Source organism: Persicirhabdus sediminis, assembly GCF_016595495.1.
Lineage (GTDB): Bacteria > Verrucomicrobiota > Verrucomicrobiia > Verrucomicrobiales > Akkermansiaceae > Persicirhabdus > Persicirhabdus sediminis.
Genome location: NZ_JAENIM010000009.1, coordinates 65,770 through 84,082, shown reverse-complemented (window position 1 = coordinate 84,082; position 18,313 = coordinate 65,770). Strand labels below are relative to the sequence as shown.

The window sequence follows — 18,313 nt, the reverse complement described above, 5'->3', positions numbered from 1 at the left end:
GTTAATCAGCGATGCTCAGTGCTTGCGGGTTTGGGTTTTTAAAATCCATTTTAGTTTCCCCGCAGTACTGTGGCTGCCACCCCCATTGTGGTGCTTTCAATGTCTTTGACCAGTTAACAAAGGCATTGTTGAGGCGCTCCACCTCAGCTGGATAATCATTGATGACGTTTTTCTGCTCTCTCTCGTCATTAATAATTTTATACAAAGCAACGGGAGATTTATTATCGGCGAAGACTAACTTCCAATGATTGTCCCTGACTGCCCACTTGGCATTGGCTCTCCAGTATAAATACTCGTGAGAGCTGGCGTCTTCCATGCCGCTGATCTGGCTGTAGATGTCTTTGCCATCGAGCTCATTTTCCGACCATGGTTTTCTCGCTTTGCAGGCGCTAAAGATGGTTGGGTAGATATCCAAGGTGCTGACCATTTGTGTGTGCTCAAAGTCTTTTGGCAATTTGCTTGGCCACGAGATGATTAAGGGGACGCGGATGCCGCCTTCGAAAAAAGTGCCGCGCTCGCCATTGAGATTGCCGTTGCTCGCATGAGTTGCTCTAGGTTTGCTGCCTGTGTCGCTAGTCAGGATCACCATGGTATTTTCCTTCAGCCCATGCTTGTTCAAGGTATTCAATAGGTTGCCAATATTTTTATCCATGATGTAGAGCATGGTGACAAATTTGCGTCTGCGCTCGCCTTGAATGTGTGCGAACTTTTCCACCACCTCAGGTGGCGCTACGATAGGTCCTGAGACAGCATTAAAGGAAAGGTGGAGGAAAAAAGGATCGTCTTTATTTTCAATGATGAACTTCTCAGCTTCTTCTCCAAAAACGTCTGTGAGATAGCGTTGTTCGATCACGAGTTTGTTATTTCTGTAGATCTGCCTTTTTGAACGCGCTTTGACGTAGTAGTCGATGATAGATCCGGTGAAGCCGTAAAAGTAGTCGTAGCCACGTCGATTTGGGTGCTTCAGCTGGTTGTAGCTATCTTCGTATTTACCTATCAGTGCTGTGGTGTAGCCGAGTTCGCCAAATTTTTCAGCTAGAGTGGTTTCGCTATCAGGTGTGCCGATGGTGACGTCTTCAGACTGTCGAAATGGCCCAGGATTGTCTTCGTATCCATAGCGCTGGGGATAGCGTCCGGTCATCATGCCGGAGCGGGCTGGGGCGCCAAGTGTGGAGGCACTGTAGGCTTGTGAGAACCATACGCCATTGCGGGCTAAGCGCTCGATATTTGGTGTAATGATGTCTTCAGCGTGACCGTGGTGGTAACTGACATCTCCGTAACCTAGATCATCTGCGCAGATAAGAATAATGTTGGGTGGTTGGCGTTTAGCCAGGCCTGCTAATGGAAGTAGGCATGTCAGTACTAAAATAAGGCGCATAATGTTCATGATTTTTTTAATGGCTTGGATTTTCGGGCAGCTGCAGAAATTGTGGCATTAGATTAACTTAATCTATTTAGTTTGAAACTACAGTTTAAAATTGGTTTTCTGCACCAATTTGATGTCTCATGAGGTGGGGAAAAGCCGTAAAATTTCACAATTGTGATGGTTTGGTAAAAATTGGCGTCTCAATTTTCCTTATGCCATAAGGTTCTCAGCTAGTGTTGTTTAGTGGGCTGGTATTGTCGGCCTTAGCGATTATTTACTTCCATTTTTTCTCTGAGCTTATTTGTCATTGGCCTCACTGAGCGCGATTGTGCTCTGTTCAAATTGGCATTTCATTAGGCGCAATTCGTTTATGCTTGTTACCGAGCACATTTCTGGTTTTTAGTAAGCAGAATCAAGAAAAACGAATCTTCGTGACCCCGCTAAAATGGCCAGTTGCGCAGATGAGGATTTTCTCTAATTCCCAGTAACCCTAAAACCATGGAAAAAATAAAACGAAAGCGAGGAACAGAAGGCGCAACGATGGAGGACATTGCGGCAGCGACTGGCTTGTCCAAGATGACAATTTCGCGTGTTTTTTCAGGAACTGGATCCGTTCGTAAAGAAACACGCGAGCGTGTCATCGAAGAAGCTGACCGCCTTGGTTATGTTTACAATGCGCTGGCTGGAAATTTCTCTCGTGGTAAAACTCAGCTGATTGGTTTTGGTGTGCGCTTTGATGGATTGTTGGGCAGTGAGTATTTTGCCGGTATCTATCGTGGGGCGCAAAACCGGCTAGCTAAGGAAGATCTGCGATTGATTCCCTTAGATACCTCATCGCGGGAATACCAAAATGGTGAAAATTTAATGTCTTTAGTCGCCCAGCGGCGTGTCGATGGGGTGATGATTTTAGCTCCCCTTGAGCAAGATGAGTTGATTGTGAATCAGACATTCGAAGAGGCTCCTATGGTGGTGGTGGGCGCTCAGCCAAGTCATTCATCTATCAGCTGGGCGGATATGGATAACGTGCATGCGATAGAATGCCTGGTTGATCATATGGTCTCACTAGGACATCAGAAAATTGCTTATATTGCTGGCCCAGAGCAGGTCAGTGACGCGGTGACTCGTGGGCGCGCATTTATAGACGCAATCAAAAAACATGGGCTGGAGCTGCCACCAGAGTATATCGCTAACGGTGGGTTTCATTACTCTATCGGGCGATTGGCGGCGAAACAAATTCTGTCGTTAGATGATAGGCCGACAGCTTTGATTGCGGCGAATGATCTCAGCGCCCTCGGCGCCATGGACATGATTAAGGAGCTGGGCTTGGTGCCAGGAAAAGATATTAGTGTGGCTGGTGTGGATGGTTCCTACATGGCTGGAGAAGTGACGCCAGCTTTGACCTCTGTTGTCCAGCCACTTGAGCAGTTAGGGGCAAGAGCTGCTGAGCTATTGATAGAGCAAATGCAGGGGGATACTTCCGTTGTCGGCACTCAGTTAGTTAGGGGAGAGCTTAAAGCTAAAGAATCTAGCGGCAATGTTAGCTAGCTAGCTTTTTTGTAGCTGTGATTCAGGGGTTTTTCTGTATTCAATACAAAAAAGAAAGCCAGCTAGATGTAGCTAGCTGGCTTGCGAAAATGATGAGCAACGAATGTCCGTTGGCTGTCGCTACTATTGGATAGTGAACTTGCTGCCGCGGCCAGTGCTTACCGCTTTGCGCAGGCTTTCAAAAAGTTTGTCTAAATCATCGATGTCGGCAATGCGGTATTCGATGGTTTTTGCGTGTGTAGTTGTTGGATATTGTTTGGCGACGATGGTTTCTGTATCGGCACCTGCGCGTGATCCTGCTTCACTGAGTAGTTCGCGACTGCGCTCTGATAGATGACTGCCAACGTTAGAACCCGCGTCATCAGTCACCGGTGCAATGTAATAAAAGCGCGCTAGGGCTGAGCCCATGGTTTCGATGTTTACCTCGGTGACCTTCAGAGGAGTGCCTTCTAGGATATACTCGTGTTTGCTGATAGATGAGATGCGATCGAGCACTACGACGTATGATCCGTCGTTGATATTGGCCTGCCAGAGTCGACGGTTGCCGCTACTTTCTTCGGCGCTAGGTTTGTCCTGAGCTGTGGCTAGCAATGTGAAAGCCAGTGAACTGAGTAGTATCGTAGTTAGTCTTTTCATTATGTCGTATTCTAAAATTTGTAGTCACAGTCATTAGCTGCTTTTTAGGCTAATGTCTAATGGATAAGCGTATGCGAGTATGGCGAGCCGATATTTCACACGCTAGTCAGGCTCCAGATGATACCTTTGAACGGGGGAAAAGTTTCATAAAAAGTCGTATTGCGTTTGGCTGATGATGCTGGCAATAATCTATCTATGCCTCACTATCGCCCTAATGTTGCAGCATTAATCATGAACCGCAAAGGGAAGTTGCTCATCTGTGAGCGCTTCGGCAACGCTGGTGCGTGGCAGTTTCCTCAAGGAGGCGTAGATCACGGAGAAACCTTCCTAACTGCATTAGTTCGAGAGATCAAAGAGGAGATTGGTTTGCCTAAGTCATCATACAAAGTGAAGGATTTGAAAATGGGCTACCGCTATCATTATTCTAAACCTGTGATCAAAAAGGGGGTGCTCTATGATGGCCAAGAGCAGGTTTATTTTCTCTGCAAACTTAAGAAGTCCAATCAGGTAGAAATCGATGTGAACCAATCGCCACCAGAATTTAGCGATTATAAGTGGATCAAACCCAAAGACTTTCCTATCAAATCATTACCTGAATTTAAACGCAAAGTCTATCGCCAGGTTTTGTGGGACTTCTTCAAAGTTAGAGTTTTCTAATCAGCATGTCGTTGATTTCAGCTAACTGAGCCGCAGTAACAAAAAGTTGCCTGAAAGTAGTGCTACACACGCTCGTATAGCTAGAGCGTGTTAGCCTCATGTATGCGGGTATAATGTCTCGACATATGGTGTTCTTATGATTCTATGTCTAGGGCGGGTGGATCATTCATCTGCTTGCATTTAGCTAAATTTTTTATTGAGAAACATTGTATGAAATCACCAACGAAAGTGAAGTTAGCAGGAGCCTGTTTATTAACCACAACAGTAATGCTTTCATCGTGCATGGTGGGACCTGATTATCAGCGTCCCGAGGTGCGTGTTCCCGATACCTGGAGTGCTGAATTAAATAAAGACTTCAGCAAGGCGACACCTCAGTTAGCGGGTTGGTGGAGCGTATTTAATGATTCTACGCTGAACAAGCTCATCGACGACGCTGGTCGCGATAACTTAGATTTGAAAATTGCCGTTACGCGCATCGAAGAAGCGAGAGCCCTGCGTGGAGCGACCACATCTGCGCTTTACCCAACGGTACAGGGGTTTGGTTCAGCCACAGCATTCCGCAACAGTTCTGAGTCATCAGTTGGAGGCGGCGACGATCGCCAGCTCTACGACCTTGGTGTTGGTGCAGGTTGGGAGTTAGACGTATGGGGGCGTGTGCGCCGCAGCGTTGAAGCTTCTGATGCCGAACTCTTAGCGAGTGAGGAAGATTACCGCGATACTTTGGTTCTTCTCTATTCTGAAATTGCCAGCAACTATATCAACCTGCGTTCCATTCAGCAGCGAATCTCATATGCTGAGGATAACATTGAAACCCAGCGCGAAACGCTCAAGCTTACCGAAAACCGCAAGGAGACCGGACTTGCTCCCGACCTAGACGTTAGACAGGCCGAGCTTAACTTAGCCTCTACCGAAGCCGCTCTACCAGTACTGCGCAGCGCGCTGATGCAGTCAATTCACCGCTTGGGTGTTCTTTCCGGTAAGTCACCTAACTCACTAGCAGCCAGCTTAAAAACGCGTAAGTCTATTCCTAACGCTAGCAAGAAAGCCTCAATGGGGATTCCTGCAGACATCATGCGTCAGCGCCCAGATATTCGTGCTGCTGAAAGACGCCTCGCTGCGCAAACTGCCCTCATTGGTGTTAAAGAAGCTGAGCTTTACCCAACATTCACTCTGCCTGGTACAATCTCCCTGCAAGCTCTTGACGGTGGTAACCTCGGTAGCGGACTCACCTACGGAATCGGACCTCAGTTCACTTGGAACCTATTTACTGGTGGCCGCGTTAGAGCTGAAATCTACGCAGAAGAAGTTCGTGCTGAAAGAGCTGAGCTGACATATAAAAATACTGTGTTAGGTGGTTTGGAAGACGTTGAAAATGCTCTGGTTGAAATCCGCGAGCAAAGCAAACGTGTCCTCGCTCTCAAGCGTGCGGTTGTTGCTGCTGAGGCTTCTGTTGAGCAAGTGAAAACTCTCTACACTACCGGTCTAACGAACTTCCAGAACGTTCTCGATATGGAGCGTTCACTTACGGTTCAGCAAGATGAATTGGCGCAAAGCCAAGGGGCTGTGTCAATTGCTCACGTCCAACTCTACAGAGCTATGGGCGGTGGCTGGCAGTCAAACGCTCAGAAATAATTTTAAACATTAAAAAACGCAAACCATGAAGTCCTCTATCAAGATTACGAAACTTCCAGCCGTGGCTCTCATTGCGGCTGGCGGTAGCCTTCTAACACTAAACTCCTGTAAGGAAACAAACAATTATGTCGCTCCGCCTGCACCCAAGGTGAGTGTGCAGAACCCGACGACAAATGACGTTACTGTATTTGCCAAGTTCCCTGCACAGGTGCAGGCGATTGAGGATGTTGTTATTCAGGCACGTGTGCCTGGTTTCCTTGAAAAAATTGAGTTCAGAGATGGTCAAGATGTGAAAGCTGGCCAGCGATTGTTTTTGATAGAGCAGGGCGAATACATCGCCGCTCGCGATAATGCAGACGCTATGGTGGCGAAAGCCAAAGCTGAACTCGATCTAGCTAATGCTTCCTATAAACGAATGCAGGAGGCGTTTGCTAACCAATCGGTTTCAGAAATTGCTGTGCTTGAGTCAGAAGCTCAGCAGCAAGGCGCCAAGGCGACCTTACTATCAGCCGAGGCCCAGCTGAAATCCGCAGAACTGCAATTATCCTATACTGAAGTGATCTCTCCAATTGATGGTGTGGTTGCTGACCGATTGGTGAGTACAGGTAATATGGTAGGTGTAAGTGGTGCAGCTGATCTAACCTCTGTTGTTTCTCTACAACCACTACACGTCTATTTCAATATCGATGAGCGTGTCATGCTCTCTTTCCAGAAATTGGAAAAAGAAGAAAATAAGAAGCCCACTGATCTTGATCTACAGCTCAAGCTAACTGATGGATCTATTTTTAATGAGACAGGTAAATTCGATTACATCGAAAATACCATTGATAAATCTACAGGTACCCTGCGAGTGCGTGCTTTATTTGAAAATAAAGAACGCCTTTTGCGTCCAGGCCAGTTTGCTAGAATGCTTATTCCTCACGTCTACGAGAATGTAATCACCGTGCCTACTCATGCGATTCAGCGTGATATGGAAGGGTATTATGTGATGACCGTGAATGAGAAAAATGAAGTTGTGCGCAAGATGGTTAAGCCCGGCGAGATCTCTGGTCTTAGACGTATCGTTTTCGAGGGACTTACTGTTGACGACAAGGTGATCACAAAAGGTCTCCAGCGCGCACGTCCTGGAGCTACAGTGGCTCCTGAGCTAATCGAAAGCACAGAAACTCTTGATGAGCGTGGTCCTGAAGACTCTAAAGCCGAGCCAACTGATAAAGCCGCTGAGCAAAAACCAGCTGCTGAAAATGAGGCCGCTGATAAAGCTGATAAGTAATCTAGCGCTAACCTAACTTGAATTATGTTCACCCATACATTTATTAACCGCCCAGTTTTGGCGATGGTGATTTCCATTGTCATTATCATTATGGGCGGTGTTGCTATGTTGGATTTGCCCATTGAGAGGTATCCAACAATTGCACCACCATCCGTGACGGTAAGTGCGAGCTATCCTGGTGCTGATGCCCAGACTGTATCTGATACAGTTGCTGGCCCGCTAGAGGAGCAAATCAACGGTGTAGAGCACATGCTCTATATGCGTAGTGTTTGTGGTAATGATGGTTCGCTAAATATCACCATTACCTTCGCGCCGGGCACCGATCTGGATATGGCTAACGTGATGACGCAGAACCGTGTTTCTGCGGCGATGTCTAACTTGCCTCAGGAAGTCCAACGAATGGGCGTGAAGACTGACAAACAGAGTCAGGATACTAACTTGTTCATTGCTCTGTTTTCACCAGATCAAAGTAAAGACGGTCTATTCTTGTCTAACTACATGAAGCTGAATCTCAAGGATGAGATTGCTCGAGTTAACGGTGTCGGTAAGGTTAATACCTACGGTACTGGTGACTACAGTATGCGCTTGTGGTTAGATCCAGATCGTTTGCACGCTCGTCGCCTAACTTCGGCTGATGTTATCAATGCCGTATCTAACCAGAGTGTTCAGGTAGCTGGTGGTAAAATTGGTGAGCCTCCCGCCAGAGCTGGTCAGATGTACGAATACACCGTTAACTTGAAAGGTCGTCTAGTGAACGCCCAAGAGTTCGGTGATATTGTTGTTAAGACTGGTGACGATGGTCGCGTCGTGCGCGTTAGAGATGTTGCCGATGTGGAGTTGGGATCTGAAAACTATGGATTTACTTCTACTTTCATGGGGCAAGAATCAGCCACCATGGCTGTCTATCAGATTCCTGGGGCAAATGCTATTGAGGTTTCTGAAGGGGTAAGTGCTAAGTTAGAGGAGCTGAAAAAGCGCTTTCCTCAAGGTGTCGATTACAAAATTGCTTACGATAATACCGACATTATTAAAGCATCTATGAATGAGGTGGTTGTCACCTTGTTTGCGACGCTGATCCTTGTTGTTATTACGGTTTTTGTTTTCCTACAGAACTTCCGCGCAACACTGGTGCCTTCTGCATCGATTCCAGTTTCTTTGATTGGTACCTTCGCTGTGATGGCTGCGATTGGCTTCACTATCAACCAGTTCACCTTGTTTGGTTTGGTGCTGGTTATTGGTATTGTAGTTGATGACGCCATTGTGGTTGTCGAGAACGTTACTCGTCACCTTCAGCAGGATAAAACGATCTCTTCCAAGGAAGCGACTAAGCGGGCGATGAACGAAATCACTGGACCTGTTATTGCCACGACTCTGGTGTTGTTATCAGTATTCGTACCAGTTGCTTTCATGCCAGGTATCACAGGCACGCTTTTCCAACAGTTTGCGATTACCATTTCCGTGGCAACGATTTTCAGTTCTATCAATGCTCTGACTCTCAGTCCCGCTCTCTGCGGAATGTTGCTCAAACGCGTTGATGAAGATAAGTTGGCGAAGCCATTTAAGCTCTTCAACTCAGGTTTGGATAAGACCATCAACGTATACTCTGGGCTAACCAGAGCCGTGATGCGCAAGGCAGCACTTGGTCTTCTCTTGTTTGTTGGCATGACTGCGCTAGCTCTATACGGCTTCTCTGGATTGCCATCAGGTTTTGTGCCGCAAGAGGATGAAGGTTATTGCATGATCAACATTCAGCTGCCAGATGGTTCTTCTCAGGAGAGAACGGTGGATTTCATCGGTCAGGTAAATGATATTATCGCTGGTACTGAGGGGGTAGATAACTACCTATCTGTTACTGGTTATTCATTGCTAGATGGCGTAGCTGCTTCTAACTCAGGTTTCGCAATTGCAGTATTCAAAGACTGGTCTGAGAGACCTCCCGAGCAGCATCAGAATGTATTGATCCAGAAAATGAATGCTCAGTTCGCTCAGCTGCAAGAAGGTTTGTGTATGAGCTTCCCTGTTCCTTCACTTCCAGGTGTCGGTCTAACTGGTGGTTTTACTGCGATGGTTCAAGATACCGGCGGTGCAGGCATTGGGTCTCTTGCTCAAGTCGCGGACGGTTTTGTTGAAGAAGGAAATACTCAGACTGGCCTAGCTGGTGTGAATAGTACCTTCCGGGCCAATGTGCCTCAGCTCTACGTGGACATTGACCGTGACCAAGTTCTAACTCGTGGACTGTCGCTAGCGTCAGTTTTTGAAGCGATGCAGAATTTCCTAGGTTCAGCATACATTAACGACTTCGTGTACATGAACCGTAACTTTAAGGTGAAGGCTCAGGCTAGATCCGATGCACGTGCCCAGCCAGTGGATATTAACCACTTGGAGATTCGTGCTGATGACGGCAAAATGGTTCCTCTGGGAGCGGTTGCTTCCGTAGAGAATAGTTATGGTCCACAGCAGATCACCCGCTTCAACATGTATCCATCGGTTACGGTCCGCGGCGGTGCAGCACCGGGCTTCAGCTCAGGTCAAGCGATGGCCATTGTGGAAAATATGGCGGCTGAAAAGTTACCTAACTTTGCCTCATTGGCTTGGACCGACTTGTCCTATCAGGAAAAGCAGGCATCGGGCTCAACGACGGTGATCTTCATGTTGGCTATTGTTCTCGTCTATCTGATTCTAGCTGCTCAGTACGAGAGCTGGTCAGTTCCTGTTTCAGTTTGTATGTCAGTGCCTACAGCTCTCTTGGGGGCGGTTCTAGCAGTGATTGCGCGTGGCATGGATAACAACGTGTATACTCAGGTTGGTGTTGTTTTGTTGATCGGTCTAGCAACGAAGAGTGCGATTTTGATCGTCGAGTTCGCTAAAGAAAAATACGAAGCTGGAGCGAGCCCATTTGACGCAGCTTTGGATGCGCTCAAGTTGCGTTTCCGTGCGGTATTGATGACTGCGTTCTCGTTTATCTTGGGTGTGTTACCGTTGCTGGTAGCTACTGGCGCCGGGTCAGAATCACGTAAGGTTCTTGGCACCGTGGTATTTGGCGGCATGTGTGCAGCTACCGCACTAAGTTTGATTGTGGTACCAATGCTCTACTACATCCTTCAGGCTTTGATTGATAAGCTCAAAGGCGGCCACATTAATGAACGTAAAGCTGCAGAATAATCAGCCAGCTTAATTAATTCTTAATGCGCCGTGGGTTTCACGGCGCATTTTTTTGTTTTCGCATCTTACCTTCGTTAGTGTTAATGTTAGTACGTGAGTGAGGAAGTGAACCCATATCAAACACCGGTCCGTGAAGACGCCGATAGGAAACAGGGGCCAGTTGGAATCATCGATCTCAAGGCTGGGATACTCGAGCGTGGTGCAGCTTACTTTATAGATGTGCTGGTAGCGTCTCTACCTGCTCATCTTGTTCTCATGTTAGCTGAGGCAAATGATGTCAATTTATCTACTCAGCAAGAATGGCTTGATCACGCATTATTTGTTATAGCCGCATTTATTTGTTACCTCGTTTTCAACTGGTTTATGCTTGTTGATTCGGGCATTTCTATTGGAAAGCGGGCGATGAATATTCGCATCGTCCAGCGAAGTGGTGAGCTCTTGTCTCGCAGAAAGTCTATTTTGCGTGAATTCCTGAGAATGTGTTTATTCCCAGCTATTCCCGTGCTGGTGCTTATAGATGGGCTGTCTATGTATTCAGCGCGACGTCGTACGATCCACGATAGATTGACTGGATCTTATGTGGTGCAGGGGAAACCAAAATGGTTGGATACCCGCAGCTATGATCGCGCCTTGGCGAGATGGAAAAAGAAAAATAGTTAGTGGCAGCAAGATGGTAGTGCTTGTTTAACTTCTTCAGCTTTTTCAGCCGCAGAATTTTCGCCATTAGACTGATCATTTTCAGCTGGCGGTAAGGCATTTTCTAGCTGGCTGCTAGGTGCATTTTCAGCCTGAGCTTGGTTCCACGGAAGTGTGTCAGCCAGGCGCATAGACATAAGAATGGCAGTCACAAGTGCTAGCCCGCGACGAATGAGCGGCATGGTGGCGGCTTTTACCTGCGCCTGAATCTTGTGGAATGCGTGCTGCGCTAACCAGAGCAGAGGGACAGTTCCGAGGCCAAATGCTAGAGCGAATTCTGCACCGCGAATGGCTGAGCCAGTTAGTAAGGAAAAGCCAAATAGCATGTACAGCGGGCCGCATGGCAACAACGGGGTAAATAGGCCCATAGCTAGTGATCCGCGGGTGACGCTGGTTTTTGCAGCTTTAAATCTAGCTCTAGCAACAAAGCGATTGAAGAATGCTGGTCGAGGAATTTTTTTCTCCAGCCCGAGAGCGATGAGAAAGAACATGATCACCAGAGCCCATGGCAGTAAGACAGCGGGAGAGTTGAAAAACCACTGTAGAGGTTTCATGCCTATGGCGCCAAAGGTTGCCCCAATGAGGGAGTAGGACAATAGACGACCGCCATGGTAACAAACAGCTGAAGTCATTTGCTGAGTTTCACCGCCTTTGAGTGTGCTAAGCGAGCAGGCGATTGGCCCACACATACCAACGCAGTGTAGGCTAGTTACTAAGCCAAATAAAAAGGCGATAGCTGGAGTGTTGACGGTTTCTAGCATGTTTGATTAGGTTAGTTGTTGGGCCTGTCAGCTACGTCTACTTGTTCTTCAGTTGGTAAATCAGTATCGATGCGTTTCACCTCGAGCTTATCGGCTACCTTGTAAAAGATTATCCAAGCTGAGAGACTGAGTGCAAATAGTAGGATGATCAGCATCCAGGCGTATTTTTTAGGAAGTTCTATCATTGAGATGGTAAATTAGGGATTAGTTGTTGGTCCCTGTTGCTTTGGCTTCATCTAATCGCTTGCGATAGAGTCTTGGGTTAGGTCCCAGGAAGTTAACCTGTTGCTGAACGGTCGCGCCTCCCTGATCTTCGACGATTAGAGTGAAATCAAATGGGCCATCGTAGTTTTCTTCAGGTGCAATGACGACGAGTGTGTAGGTTGTTTCACCAAGTGGCTTTAGTTTTAAGTCGTCGGTCGAGCCGCTTACTTTGAGCCATTCAGGAGCATTTTCTACTCTAAAGCTATAGCTAGCATCCACTGCTCGCTTATTAAATAGGTAGATTCTCAGCACGTTGCGGATGCCAGTATCATCCTGCTGATAGGCGATGCCTTTCATCTTGGTGATCTGTGCTGTAAATGGTCTAGCTTTTTTCGAAACGGTGAAGGTGAGCACTGATAGGCCAACTAGCATGAGGGCAAAATACATGAATAGCCGTGGGCGCAGAATGCGATTCCTTTTACCATGCAGACCGTTGTATGAGTCATAGCGGACCAGTCCTGTTGGGCGCTGCAGTTTTTTCATGATGTCATCACAGGCATCAATACAGTTAGCGCAGCCGATGCACTCTAGCTGGAGGCCATTTCTGATGTCGATGCCAGTTGGGCAAACCTGCACACAACGGCGACAATCAATACAATCACCTGCATCAGGATCTTTAGGTTTGCCGGGAGGGTCACCGCGCTGGAAGTCGTAACCAATGATCATGGTGTCATCATCACTGAGCGCAGATTGTAGACGACCGTATGGGCACATCATGATGCAAAATTGTTCGCGGAAAAAGGCGAAGCAGCCGTACAAAACGACGGTGAAAAAGATAATGACGCCAAATGAGAAGATATGGTCGCCTGGGCCTGTTTGAATGGCTGCGTACAAACCCTCTAATGACATGAAGTACGAAACTAACACATGAGCAATGAGACAGCTAATGATTAGAAAAAGCCCGTGTTTGAGAATTCTTTTGGCGATCTTTGTGCCCGACCACGGTTCTGCGTCGAGTTTTCTGCGCGCGGTGGCATCACCGTCTATCCAGCGCTCAATGCGGCGATACACGTGCTCAAGAAATACGGTGTATGGGCATGTCCAGCCACACCAGATGCGGCCCATTAGAGAGGTGATGAAGAACAGCGTGAAGCCTAAACCCGTAATGACAAAAAAGAGAACCCACATATCCTGAATGGCGAGGGTGACGCCAAAGATGTGGAAGCGGCGCATGGCGGTATCTAAAAAGACAGCTGGATAGCCGTTAATTTTGATCCATGGCAGGGCTACGTATACAATGAGGCAAAGTGCGGCAACGAGCCTGCGGGCGAGTGTGAAGCGCCCTTTGACATCAGCTGGGTGGAGCCGATAGTGAGATCCGTCTTTGTTGACCGTGGTGACGGAGGCCAGGTTAGGTTTTTTGCTGCCCGTGGACATGATGTGTCTGTTTTGGAGAAATTAACTTAGCTGCTAGGCTAAGCTAGGGTGATAGGGGCGGGGGAGATAAGCTGGGCTGAGGGAGCGTTCAGCCCAGCTTGATAGAGAGTAATTTACTCTTTGATATTGTCGTTTTTGCTAGCTACGAAAGCAACGACCTTGGCGACCTTGTCTGGGCCAAGCTGCTTCCATGCCTGCATTTTTTGGCCATTATAGCCAACTGCGTCAGCCGGTGAACCGTTGAGCACGATGTTGAAAAGCTCCATAGGTTTATTACCGTAGTGGAGTTTGTCAGCATTGAGTGGGCGACCGATGCCACCTTCCAAGCCTGCTCCGTGGCAGGCGAGGCAGTTAGCTTTGTAGATCTCTTCGCCTTCAGCTAGGATGCCGCCATTTTGGCTCCAGGTGATGAGTGTTTGGTCATCAAGGTTAGCTAACATGGCTTCGAGTTCGGCTTTTTGCACCTGCTCAATTTTAGCCATGTGCTCATCAATGACCTGAGAATCAGGTTTGATGAGCCCTGTGCTGTACATCAGCAGCCAGTAGACGATGTAGAGAACGATGGCGATGTAGAAGGTGAATAACCACCAGTTAGGTAATTTCTGGTCGTACTCTTCAATGCCGTCGAATGTATGCTCGCGCAGAACTGGACCTTTATTGATGTCTTTGTTTGTACGTGGATCAGTCATGGGTCTACTGGTTAGATTCTTTTTGTTTGAGGTCTTCTTCTAGGGCGAGTGAGGCCATGTGCTCGGCTTCGCTAGGTTTCATTCTCCAAGCGCGCAGCATGATGCTGGCAAAGATGCCAAATGTCAGGATGAAGGAGATGAGTCCTCCGATCTGATTCCAATCTTCGATGATGATTCTTTTGAACATAGTCGTTGTTGGTTCTATTGGTTAGCTACACGTGGTTGCTGCTTGGTGTCAGGGTTAAGCAATTTCGGAGCAGCTGATTCGTCGACTTCGAGGTCGATGTGCGCACCGATTTTCTGCAAGTAAGCGATCAGCGCAATGATTTCACGCTGGGCGAGTTTTTGAACGAGTTCGTTCTCGCTGATAGATCCAGCTGTGAATGACTCGTCTAGGTCCTCAGGAAGGGTGATGTTGCTTGCTACGAGACCTTTAGCGATCTTCAGTGCTTGGTGCTGAGCGCTATCAAGGATTTCGTGTTTGTTAAGAGCTGGGTATGGAACACCTAAGTCTCTTAGAGCACCGATTTTGCTAGGAAGTGCGTCGATGTCAGTCTCCTTTTTAAGCAACCATGGGTATGCTGGCATGATAGATCCTTCGGAAATTGCACGTGGATCTAACATGTGATCGTAGTGCCATTTGTCAGGACGTAGGCCACCTTCACGAGCGAGATCTGGACCAGTACGCTTAGATCCCCACTGGAATGGGTGGTTGTAGATAGATTCACCAATGCGGCTCCAGTCACCGTAGCGGCGCACGTCTGTCTCCAGCGTACGAATCATTTGTGAGTGACAGTTATAACAACCTTCCGTGATGTAGATATCACGACCAGCTAGCTCCAGAGGTGTGTATAGTTTCTGCACACGCTCTTCTACGGTAGCGCCTTTGTTAGCAAGCACTGTTGGGATGATCTGAATCGCCCCTCCAAGACCAGCTGCAACAACAACGAGCAGGGTGAATGGAACCCAGTTTTTCTCCAGAGTTTCGTAGAGGTTGCTCCACTCTTGGTGACGCTTTTTAAATAACCAGCATGCCTGAGCTGCGAGGCCAAGTGCGATCGCGAGAGCGGCTACGTCAGCGTAGGATGGTAAGAAGATCCATAGAGTTAGGAATACGATCACCCAGAATGAATAAGTAACTGGGTCGTTACGGAAGACAGCTTTCCAGCCAGCTTTAGTATCCATCTCGTCAGCTTCAGGAAGCACCACTTCTTTGGTGCCATTCACAGCTTTACCATTTTTGATGGTCATGAAGATGTTGATGGCGCAGAGAATGAATCCAGTTAGGTAGAGCAGGCCGCCAGCTGTACGGAACCACAGCATTGGTAGAATGGACTGCACGGTTTCGAGGAAATCAGTGTATTTCAGCTGTGTGCCAGCTTCGTTAGTCGCGCTGAGCATGAGAGCCTGGAGAATACCAGATGCCCACATTGAGCCGATGTAAAGTAGGATGCCTACGGTGCCGAGCCAGAAGTGAGTATTGGCCATGGCTGTGCTCCACAGTTTGCTAGGAGAGCCGTCTTTTTTGCCCCAGAGGCGCGGAGCCATCCAGTAGAACATGCCGGCAGCCATGAATCCGTTCCAGCCGAGTGTACCTGAGTGAACGTGTCCAATTGTCCAGTCAGTATAGTGTGAGATTTCGTTAACGCTTCTGATAGCCATCAGCGGGCCTTCGAATGTCGCCATGCCGTAGAAGGTAACACCTGCGGCAAAGAACTTAATGACCGGGTCGGTACGTAGTTTGTCCCAGGCACCGCGCAGAGTGAGCAGGCCGTTGAGCATGCCGCCCCATGATGGAGCCCAAAGCATGAGTGAGAAAAGCATGCCGAGCATCTGCAACCACTGTGGCAGAGCTGTGTTGAGAAGGTGGTGAGGACCTGCCCAGATGTAGATAAATACTAGCGCCCAGAAGTGGATGATAGAAAGACGGTAGGAGTAGACTGGACGTCCAGCTGCCTTAGGCATGAAATAGTACATGATGCCGAGGATCGGCGTCGTTAGGAAGAAGGCCACGGCGTTGTGACCATACCACCATTGAACTAGCGCATCTTGTACCCCGCCAAAGATTGGGTAGGAGTGAGTTAGGCTGGTAGGGAGTGATAGGTGGTTAACGATGTAAAGCATCGCCACGGTAATAATGGTAGCGATGTAGAACCACAGCGCCACATAGAGGTGCGGTTCATTTCGTTTATGAAGTGTCCAGAAGAAGTTGACGGCAAATACAACCCAAACCAAAACCACGAGGATGTTGATAGGCCAAATCAGCTCAGCGTATTCTTTGCCACGAGTTAGACCGAGAGGGAGTGTGATAATGGCACCGAGAATGACGGTCTGCCAGCCCCAGAAGTTAATCCGCGAAAGCACATCGTTAGCCATACGGGCTTTGCACAAGCGCTGGGTGGAATAATACACACCAGCAAACATCATATTACCAACAAAGGCAAAGATGGCAGCATTTGTGTGAAGTGGGCGCAAGCGACCAAAAGTGATCCATTCTAGTCCAGCTGTGCCCAATCCATTCATCTGCCAGGTATGCAGCTGAGATGAAATAATCACGCCTACTAACATAGCCACCACAGAGGTGATTAGAGAAGCGAGTAGGAATAGCCGCACGATGGAATCGTCGTACTCAATGGTTACGGTATTACCGGTTTGTGTCTTCATAGTTTATTTTCTAGAAATGGGTGATGCTGGTGGGGTGTCGTCGTCCAAGGGGAGCAAGGAATCTTGCTCGATACTTCTCTCGCGCACGTTTTTCCACTCCATGAAAAAGCAGGCGACAAATATGCCTGCAAGCAGAGTGCTGATTAAAATAGTTAGGGCGAGGACGAGCATAGGGTGAGCAGCGGGTTGCTGGATTTGTCTAAAAATTTATAGATTAAATGTCAATTTCGTGCTGTGCATTTCTTACTGTGAGTCGTGCGCATTTTGCGCGATTTTAGAGCAAAATATGCGTAATTGCATCGGTTTAAATTTGACTCTATCAATGGGTTGTTGGTGTAACTGTCTATCCTTCAGGGTTTAGGCTTGTGTGGCGTTTTAGTTGGTGTTGCTGGGAGGAACAAGAGTAAAGGAATTGAATTAGAAAATCCGCAAAATATGCACACATAAGATTTGCACAAAGATAGCAAGGATCTGACTGGTCCAAATGGGCCAGAATCGCCGAGATCTCGCTTTACTTTTCCGGCTTGCCAAGTGCAGTTTGCGTTATGGAAATGTTCGTTAGCGTATTGCTTTTAATCGTCGGCTTGGCCTTGCTTTACTACGGAGCTGAGTGGTTAGTCGCCGGTAGCTCAGAAATTGCCTTAAGGTTAGGGATTTCACCTCTGGTAGTAGGCCTTACTGTTGTGGCCTTTGGTACTAGTGCTCCTGAGTTATTAGTAAGCGTAAATGCTAACCGAGCTGGCCAGCCAGATATGGCACTAGGCAATGTGATTGGCTCCAACATTTGTAACATTGCGCTGATACTTGGCGTGGGCGCCTTGATCAAACCAATCACGATTAAGTTACAAATCATCCGCCGTGAGATGCCTATCCTTATTGTTAGTAGTTTGATTTTTGCGGCGATGCTGTGGGATGGTGTGCTTCAGCGTTGGGAAGGTTTTATCCTAGCGGCCATGATTGTTATTTATGTAGTTGCTAGCATCTACTTTGCTAGACACGAGCCTGAGAGTTCGGATACTGAGGATATTGACGAGCTGGCTGAGGCTGTAAAACATGCTGGTGAAAAGGGGCGCCTTAAACGTAATGTTATTTTCATTGTCATGGGGCTCGTTGCGCTGGTTTTTGGCGCTAACTTATTGGTTGAAAACGGCCAGAAGATTGCCATCGTATTAGGTGTGCCAGCTTCTGTGATTGCTCTCACGATGATCGCTTTTGGTACTTCGTTACCTGAGCTGGCAACTTCCGTTGTCGCATCCATTCGCAACCAAGGTGATCTGATCACGGGTAACGCGATTGGTTCATGTATTTTCAACTTATTGGCAGTAGTTGGCATCACAGGTTCTATCAGTGCCATTAAGGCTCACGAAATCAACTGGGCGGATATGGCTACGATGGTCGGCGTTAGTGTGTTGATTTTACCGTTTATGGTGACACGCCGCCATTTGTCTCGTCTGGAGGGGGCATTTTTGTTAGCTGGCTATCTGGCTTACTGCATATATGTGGTGCAACGTTAGGTTTGTGTAAATCGTTGGTTTTAAATGATTGATAAGGCCTTGTCATCAGCTGGGGGCTCTGGTGTATAGGCTACGTT

At 47.7% G+C, this 18,313-nt stretch carries 16 protein-coding genes; 7 read left to right on the top strand and 9 right to left on the bottom strand.

Features of this window, described 5'->3' with window-relative positions; translation table 11 throughout:
- Nucleotide 1 precedes the first annotated feature (1 nt).
- Complete coding sequence (locus JIN82_RS01520) at nucleotides 2–1,378, bottom strand: sulfatase family protein (RefSeq protein ID WP_200309868.1); 1,377 nt, start codon at nucleotides 1,376–1,378, stop codon at nucleotides 2–4.
- 486 nt (nucleotides 1,379–1,864) lie between these two features.
- Here JIN82_RS01520 and JIN82_RS01515 point away from each other — a divergent pair, with 486 nt between their 5' ends.
- Nucleotides 1,865–2,911, top strand: coding sequence for a LacI family DNA-binding transcriptional regulator (locus JIN82_RS01515; protein WP_200309867.1), 1,047 nt, complete (start codon nucleotides 1,865–1,867; stop codon nucleotides 2,909–2,911).
- Between the two features lie 123 nt (nucleotides 2,912–3,034).
- On the opposite strand, the gene JIN82_RS01510 is transcribed toward JIN82_RS01515, so the two are convergent.
- Nucleotides 3,035–3,547 (bottom strand): hypothetical protein, encoded by a 513-nt coding sequence (locus tag JIN82_RS01510; RefSeq protein ID WP_200309866.1) that lies wholly within the window; start codon nucleotides 3,545–3,547, stop codon nucleotides 3,035–3,037.
- A 195-nt stretch (nucleotides 3,548–3,742) separates the two neighbouring features.
- Between JIN82_RS01510 and JIN82_RS01505 the strand changes: the two genes are divergently transcribed.
- The 5 genes from JIN82_RS01505 to JIN82_RS01485 all read left to right on the top strand — a co-directional run bounded on the left by JIN82_RS01505 (nucleotide 3,743) and on the right by JIN82_RS01485 (nucleotide 10,931).
- Nucleotides 3,743–4,204: an RNA pyrophosphohydrolase gene (locus JIN82_RS01505; RefSeq protein WP_200309865.1), complete on the top strand. Its 462-nt coding sequence runs from the start codon at nucleotides 3,743–3,745 to the stop codon at nucleotides 4,202–4,204.
- 210 nt (nucleotides 4,205–4,414) lie between these two features.
- Nucleotides 4,415–5,836, top strand: coding sequence for an efflux transporter outer membrane subunit (locus JIN82_RS01500; protein ID WP_200309864.1), 1,422 nt, complete (start codon nucleotides 4,415–4,417; stop codon nucleotides 5,834–5,836).
- Nucleotides 5,837–5,861: 25 nt separating this feature from the next.
- Nucleotides 5,862–7,109 (top strand): efflux RND transporter periplasmic adaptor subunit, encoded by a 1,248-nt coding sequence (locus JIN82_RS01495; RefSeq protein ID WP_200309863.1) that lies wholly within the window; start codon nucleotides 5,862–5,864, stop codon nucleotides 7,107–7,109.
- A gap of 24 nt (nucleotides 7,110–7,133) precedes the next feature.
- Nucleotides 7,134–10,271, top strand: a complete 3,138-nt coding sequence (locus tag JIN82_RS01490) for an efflux RND transporter permease subunit (protein ID WP_200309862.1) — start codon at nucleotides 7,134–7,136, stop codon at nucleotides 10,269–10,271.
- Nucleotides 10,272–10,376: 105 nt separating this feature from the next.
- Complete coding sequence (locus JIN82_RS01485) at nucleotides 10,377–10,931, top strand: RDD family protein (RefSeq protein WP_325099455.1); 555 nt, start codon at nucleotides 10,377–10,379, stop codon at nucleotides 10,929–10,931.
- On the opposite strand, the gene JIN82_RS01480 is transcribed toward JIN82_RS01485, so the two are convergent.
- From JIN82_RS01480 to JIN82_RS01450, 7 genes are all read right to left on the bottom strand, one after another.
- Nucleotides 10,928–11,728 carry a sulfite exporter TauE/SafE family protein gene (locus JIN82_RS01480; RefSeq protein WP_200309860.1) on the bottom strand — a complete coding sequence of 267 codons (801 nt, stop codon included), beginning with the start codon at nucleotides 11,726–11,728 and terminating at the stop codon, nucleotides 10,928–10,930. The genes JIN82_RS01485 and JIN82_RS01480 overlap by 4 nt on opposite strands.
- Nucleotides 11,729–11,739: 11 nt before the next feature.
- Nucleotides 11,740–11,913 carry a hypothetical protein gene (locus JIN82_RS01475; protein WP_200309859.1) on the bottom strand — a complete coding sequence of 58 codons (174 nt, stop codon included), beginning with the start codon at nucleotides 11,911–11,913 and terminating at the stop codon, nucleotides 11,740–11,742.
- Nucleotides 11,914–11,932: 19 nt separating this feature from the next.
- Nucleotides 11,933–13,369: a cytochrome c oxidase accessory protein CcoG gene (gene ccoG, locus JIN82_RS01470; RefSeq protein ID WP_200309858.1), complete on the bottom strand. Its 1,437-nt coding sequence runs from the start codon at nucleotides 13,367–13,369 to the stop codon at nucleotides 11,933–11,935.
- A 113-nt stretch (nucleotides 13,370–13,482) separates the two neighbouring features.
- On the bottom strand, nucleotides 13,483–14,058 hold the full coding sequence (locus tag JIN82_RS01465; protein WP_200309857.1) for a cbb3-type cytochrome c oxidase N-terminal domain-containing protein: 576 nt from the start codon (nucleotides 14,056–14,058) through the stop codon (nucleotides 13,483–13,485).
- 4 nt (nucleotides 14,059–14,062) lie between these two features.
- A complete protein-coding gene (locus tag JIN82_RS01460) occupies nucleotides 14,063–14,245 on the bottom strand; it encodes a hypothetical protein (RefSeq protein ID WP_200309856.1) in 183 nt (60 codons plus the stop codon).
- A gap of 14 nt (nucleotides 14,246–14,259) precedes the next feature.
- Nucleotides 14,260–16,722 (bottom strand): cytochrome-c oxidase, cbb3-type subunit I, encoded by a 2,463-nt coding sequence (ccoN, locus tag JIN82_RS01455; protein WP_200309855.1) that lies wholly within the window; start codon nucleotides 16,720–16,722, stop codon nucleotides 14,260–14,262.
- Between the two features lie 3 nt (nucleotides 16,723–16,725).
- The gene (locus JIN82_RS01450; RefSeq protein ID WP_200309854.1) at nucleotides 16,726–16,893 is read right to left on the bottom strand and encodes a hypothetical protein; all 168 of its coding nucleotides are present in this window, start codon (nucleotides 16,891–16,893) and stop codon (nucleotides 16,726–16,728) included.
- Nucleotides 16,894–17,267: 374 nt separating this feature from the next.
- Between JIN82_RS01450 and JIN82_RS01445 the strand changes: the two genes are divergently transcribed.
- Complete coding sequence (locus tag JIN82_RS01445) at nucleotides 17,268–18,236, top strand: calcium/sodium antiporter (protein ID WP_200309853.1); 969 nt, start codon at nucleotides 17,268–17,270, stop codon at nucleotides 18,234–18,236.
- The last annotated feature ends 77 nt before the right edge of the window (nucleotides 18,237–18,313 follow it).

Coding starts and splice junctions, on each gene's coding strand:
- JIN82_RS01520 (WP_200309868.1), bottom strand. CDS start 1,378: ATGCGCCTTATTTTAGTACTGACATGCCTACTTCCATTAGCAGGCCTG.
- JIN82_RS01515 (WP_200309867.1), top strand. CDS start 1,865: ATGGAAAAAATAAAACGAAAGCGAGGAACAGAAGGCGCAACGATGGAG.
- JIN82_RS01510 (WP_200309866.1), bottom strand. CDS start 3,547: ATGAAAAGACTAACTACGATACTACTCAGTTCACTGGCTTTCACATTG.
- JIN82_RS01505 (WP_200309865.1), top strand. CDS start 3,743: ATGCCTCACTATCGCCCTAATGTTGCAGCATTAATCATGAACCGCAAA.
- JIN82_RS01500 (WP_200309864.1), top strand. CDS start 4,415: ATGAAATCACCAACGAAAGTGAAGTTAGCAGGAGCCTGTTTATTAACC.
- JIN82_RS01495 (WP_200309863.1), top strand. CDS start 5,862: ATGAAGTCCTCTATCAAGATTACGAAACTTCCAGCCGTGGCTCTCATT.
- JIN82_RS01490 (WP_200309862.1), top strand. CDS start 7,134: ATGTTCACCCATACATTTATTAACCGCCCAGTTTTGGCGATGGTGATT.
- JIN82_RS01480 (WP_200309860.1), bottom strand. CDS start 11,728: ATGCTAGAAACCGTCAACACTCCAGCTATCGCCTTTTTATTTGGCTTA.
- JIN82_RS01475 (WP_200309859.1), bottom strand. CDS start 11,913: ATGATAGAACTTCCTAAAAAATACGCCTGGATGCTGATCATCCTACTA.
- ccoG (WP_200309858.1), bottom strand. CDS start 13,369: ATGTCCACGGGCAGCAAAAAACCTAACCTGGCCTCCGTCACCACGGTC.
- JIN82_RS01465 (WP_200309857.1), bottom strand. CDS start 14,058: ATGACTGATCCACGTACAAACAAAGACATCAATAAAGGTCCAGTTCTG.
- JIN82_RS01460 (WP_200309856.1), bottom strand. CDS start 14,245: ATGTTCAAAAGAATCATCATCGAAGATTGGAATCAGATCGGAGGACTC.
- ccoN (WP_200309855.1), bottom strand. CDS start 16,722: ATGAAGACACAAACCGGTAATACCGTAACCATTGAGTACGACGATTCC.
- JIN82_RS01450 (WP_200309854.1), bottom strand. CDS start 16,893: ATGCTCGTCCTCGCCCTAACTATTTTAATCAGCACTCTGCTTGCAGGC.
- JIN82_RS01445 (WP_200309853.1), top strand. CDS start 17,268: ATGGAAATGTTCGTTAGCGTATTGCTTTTAATCGTCGGCTTGGCCTTG.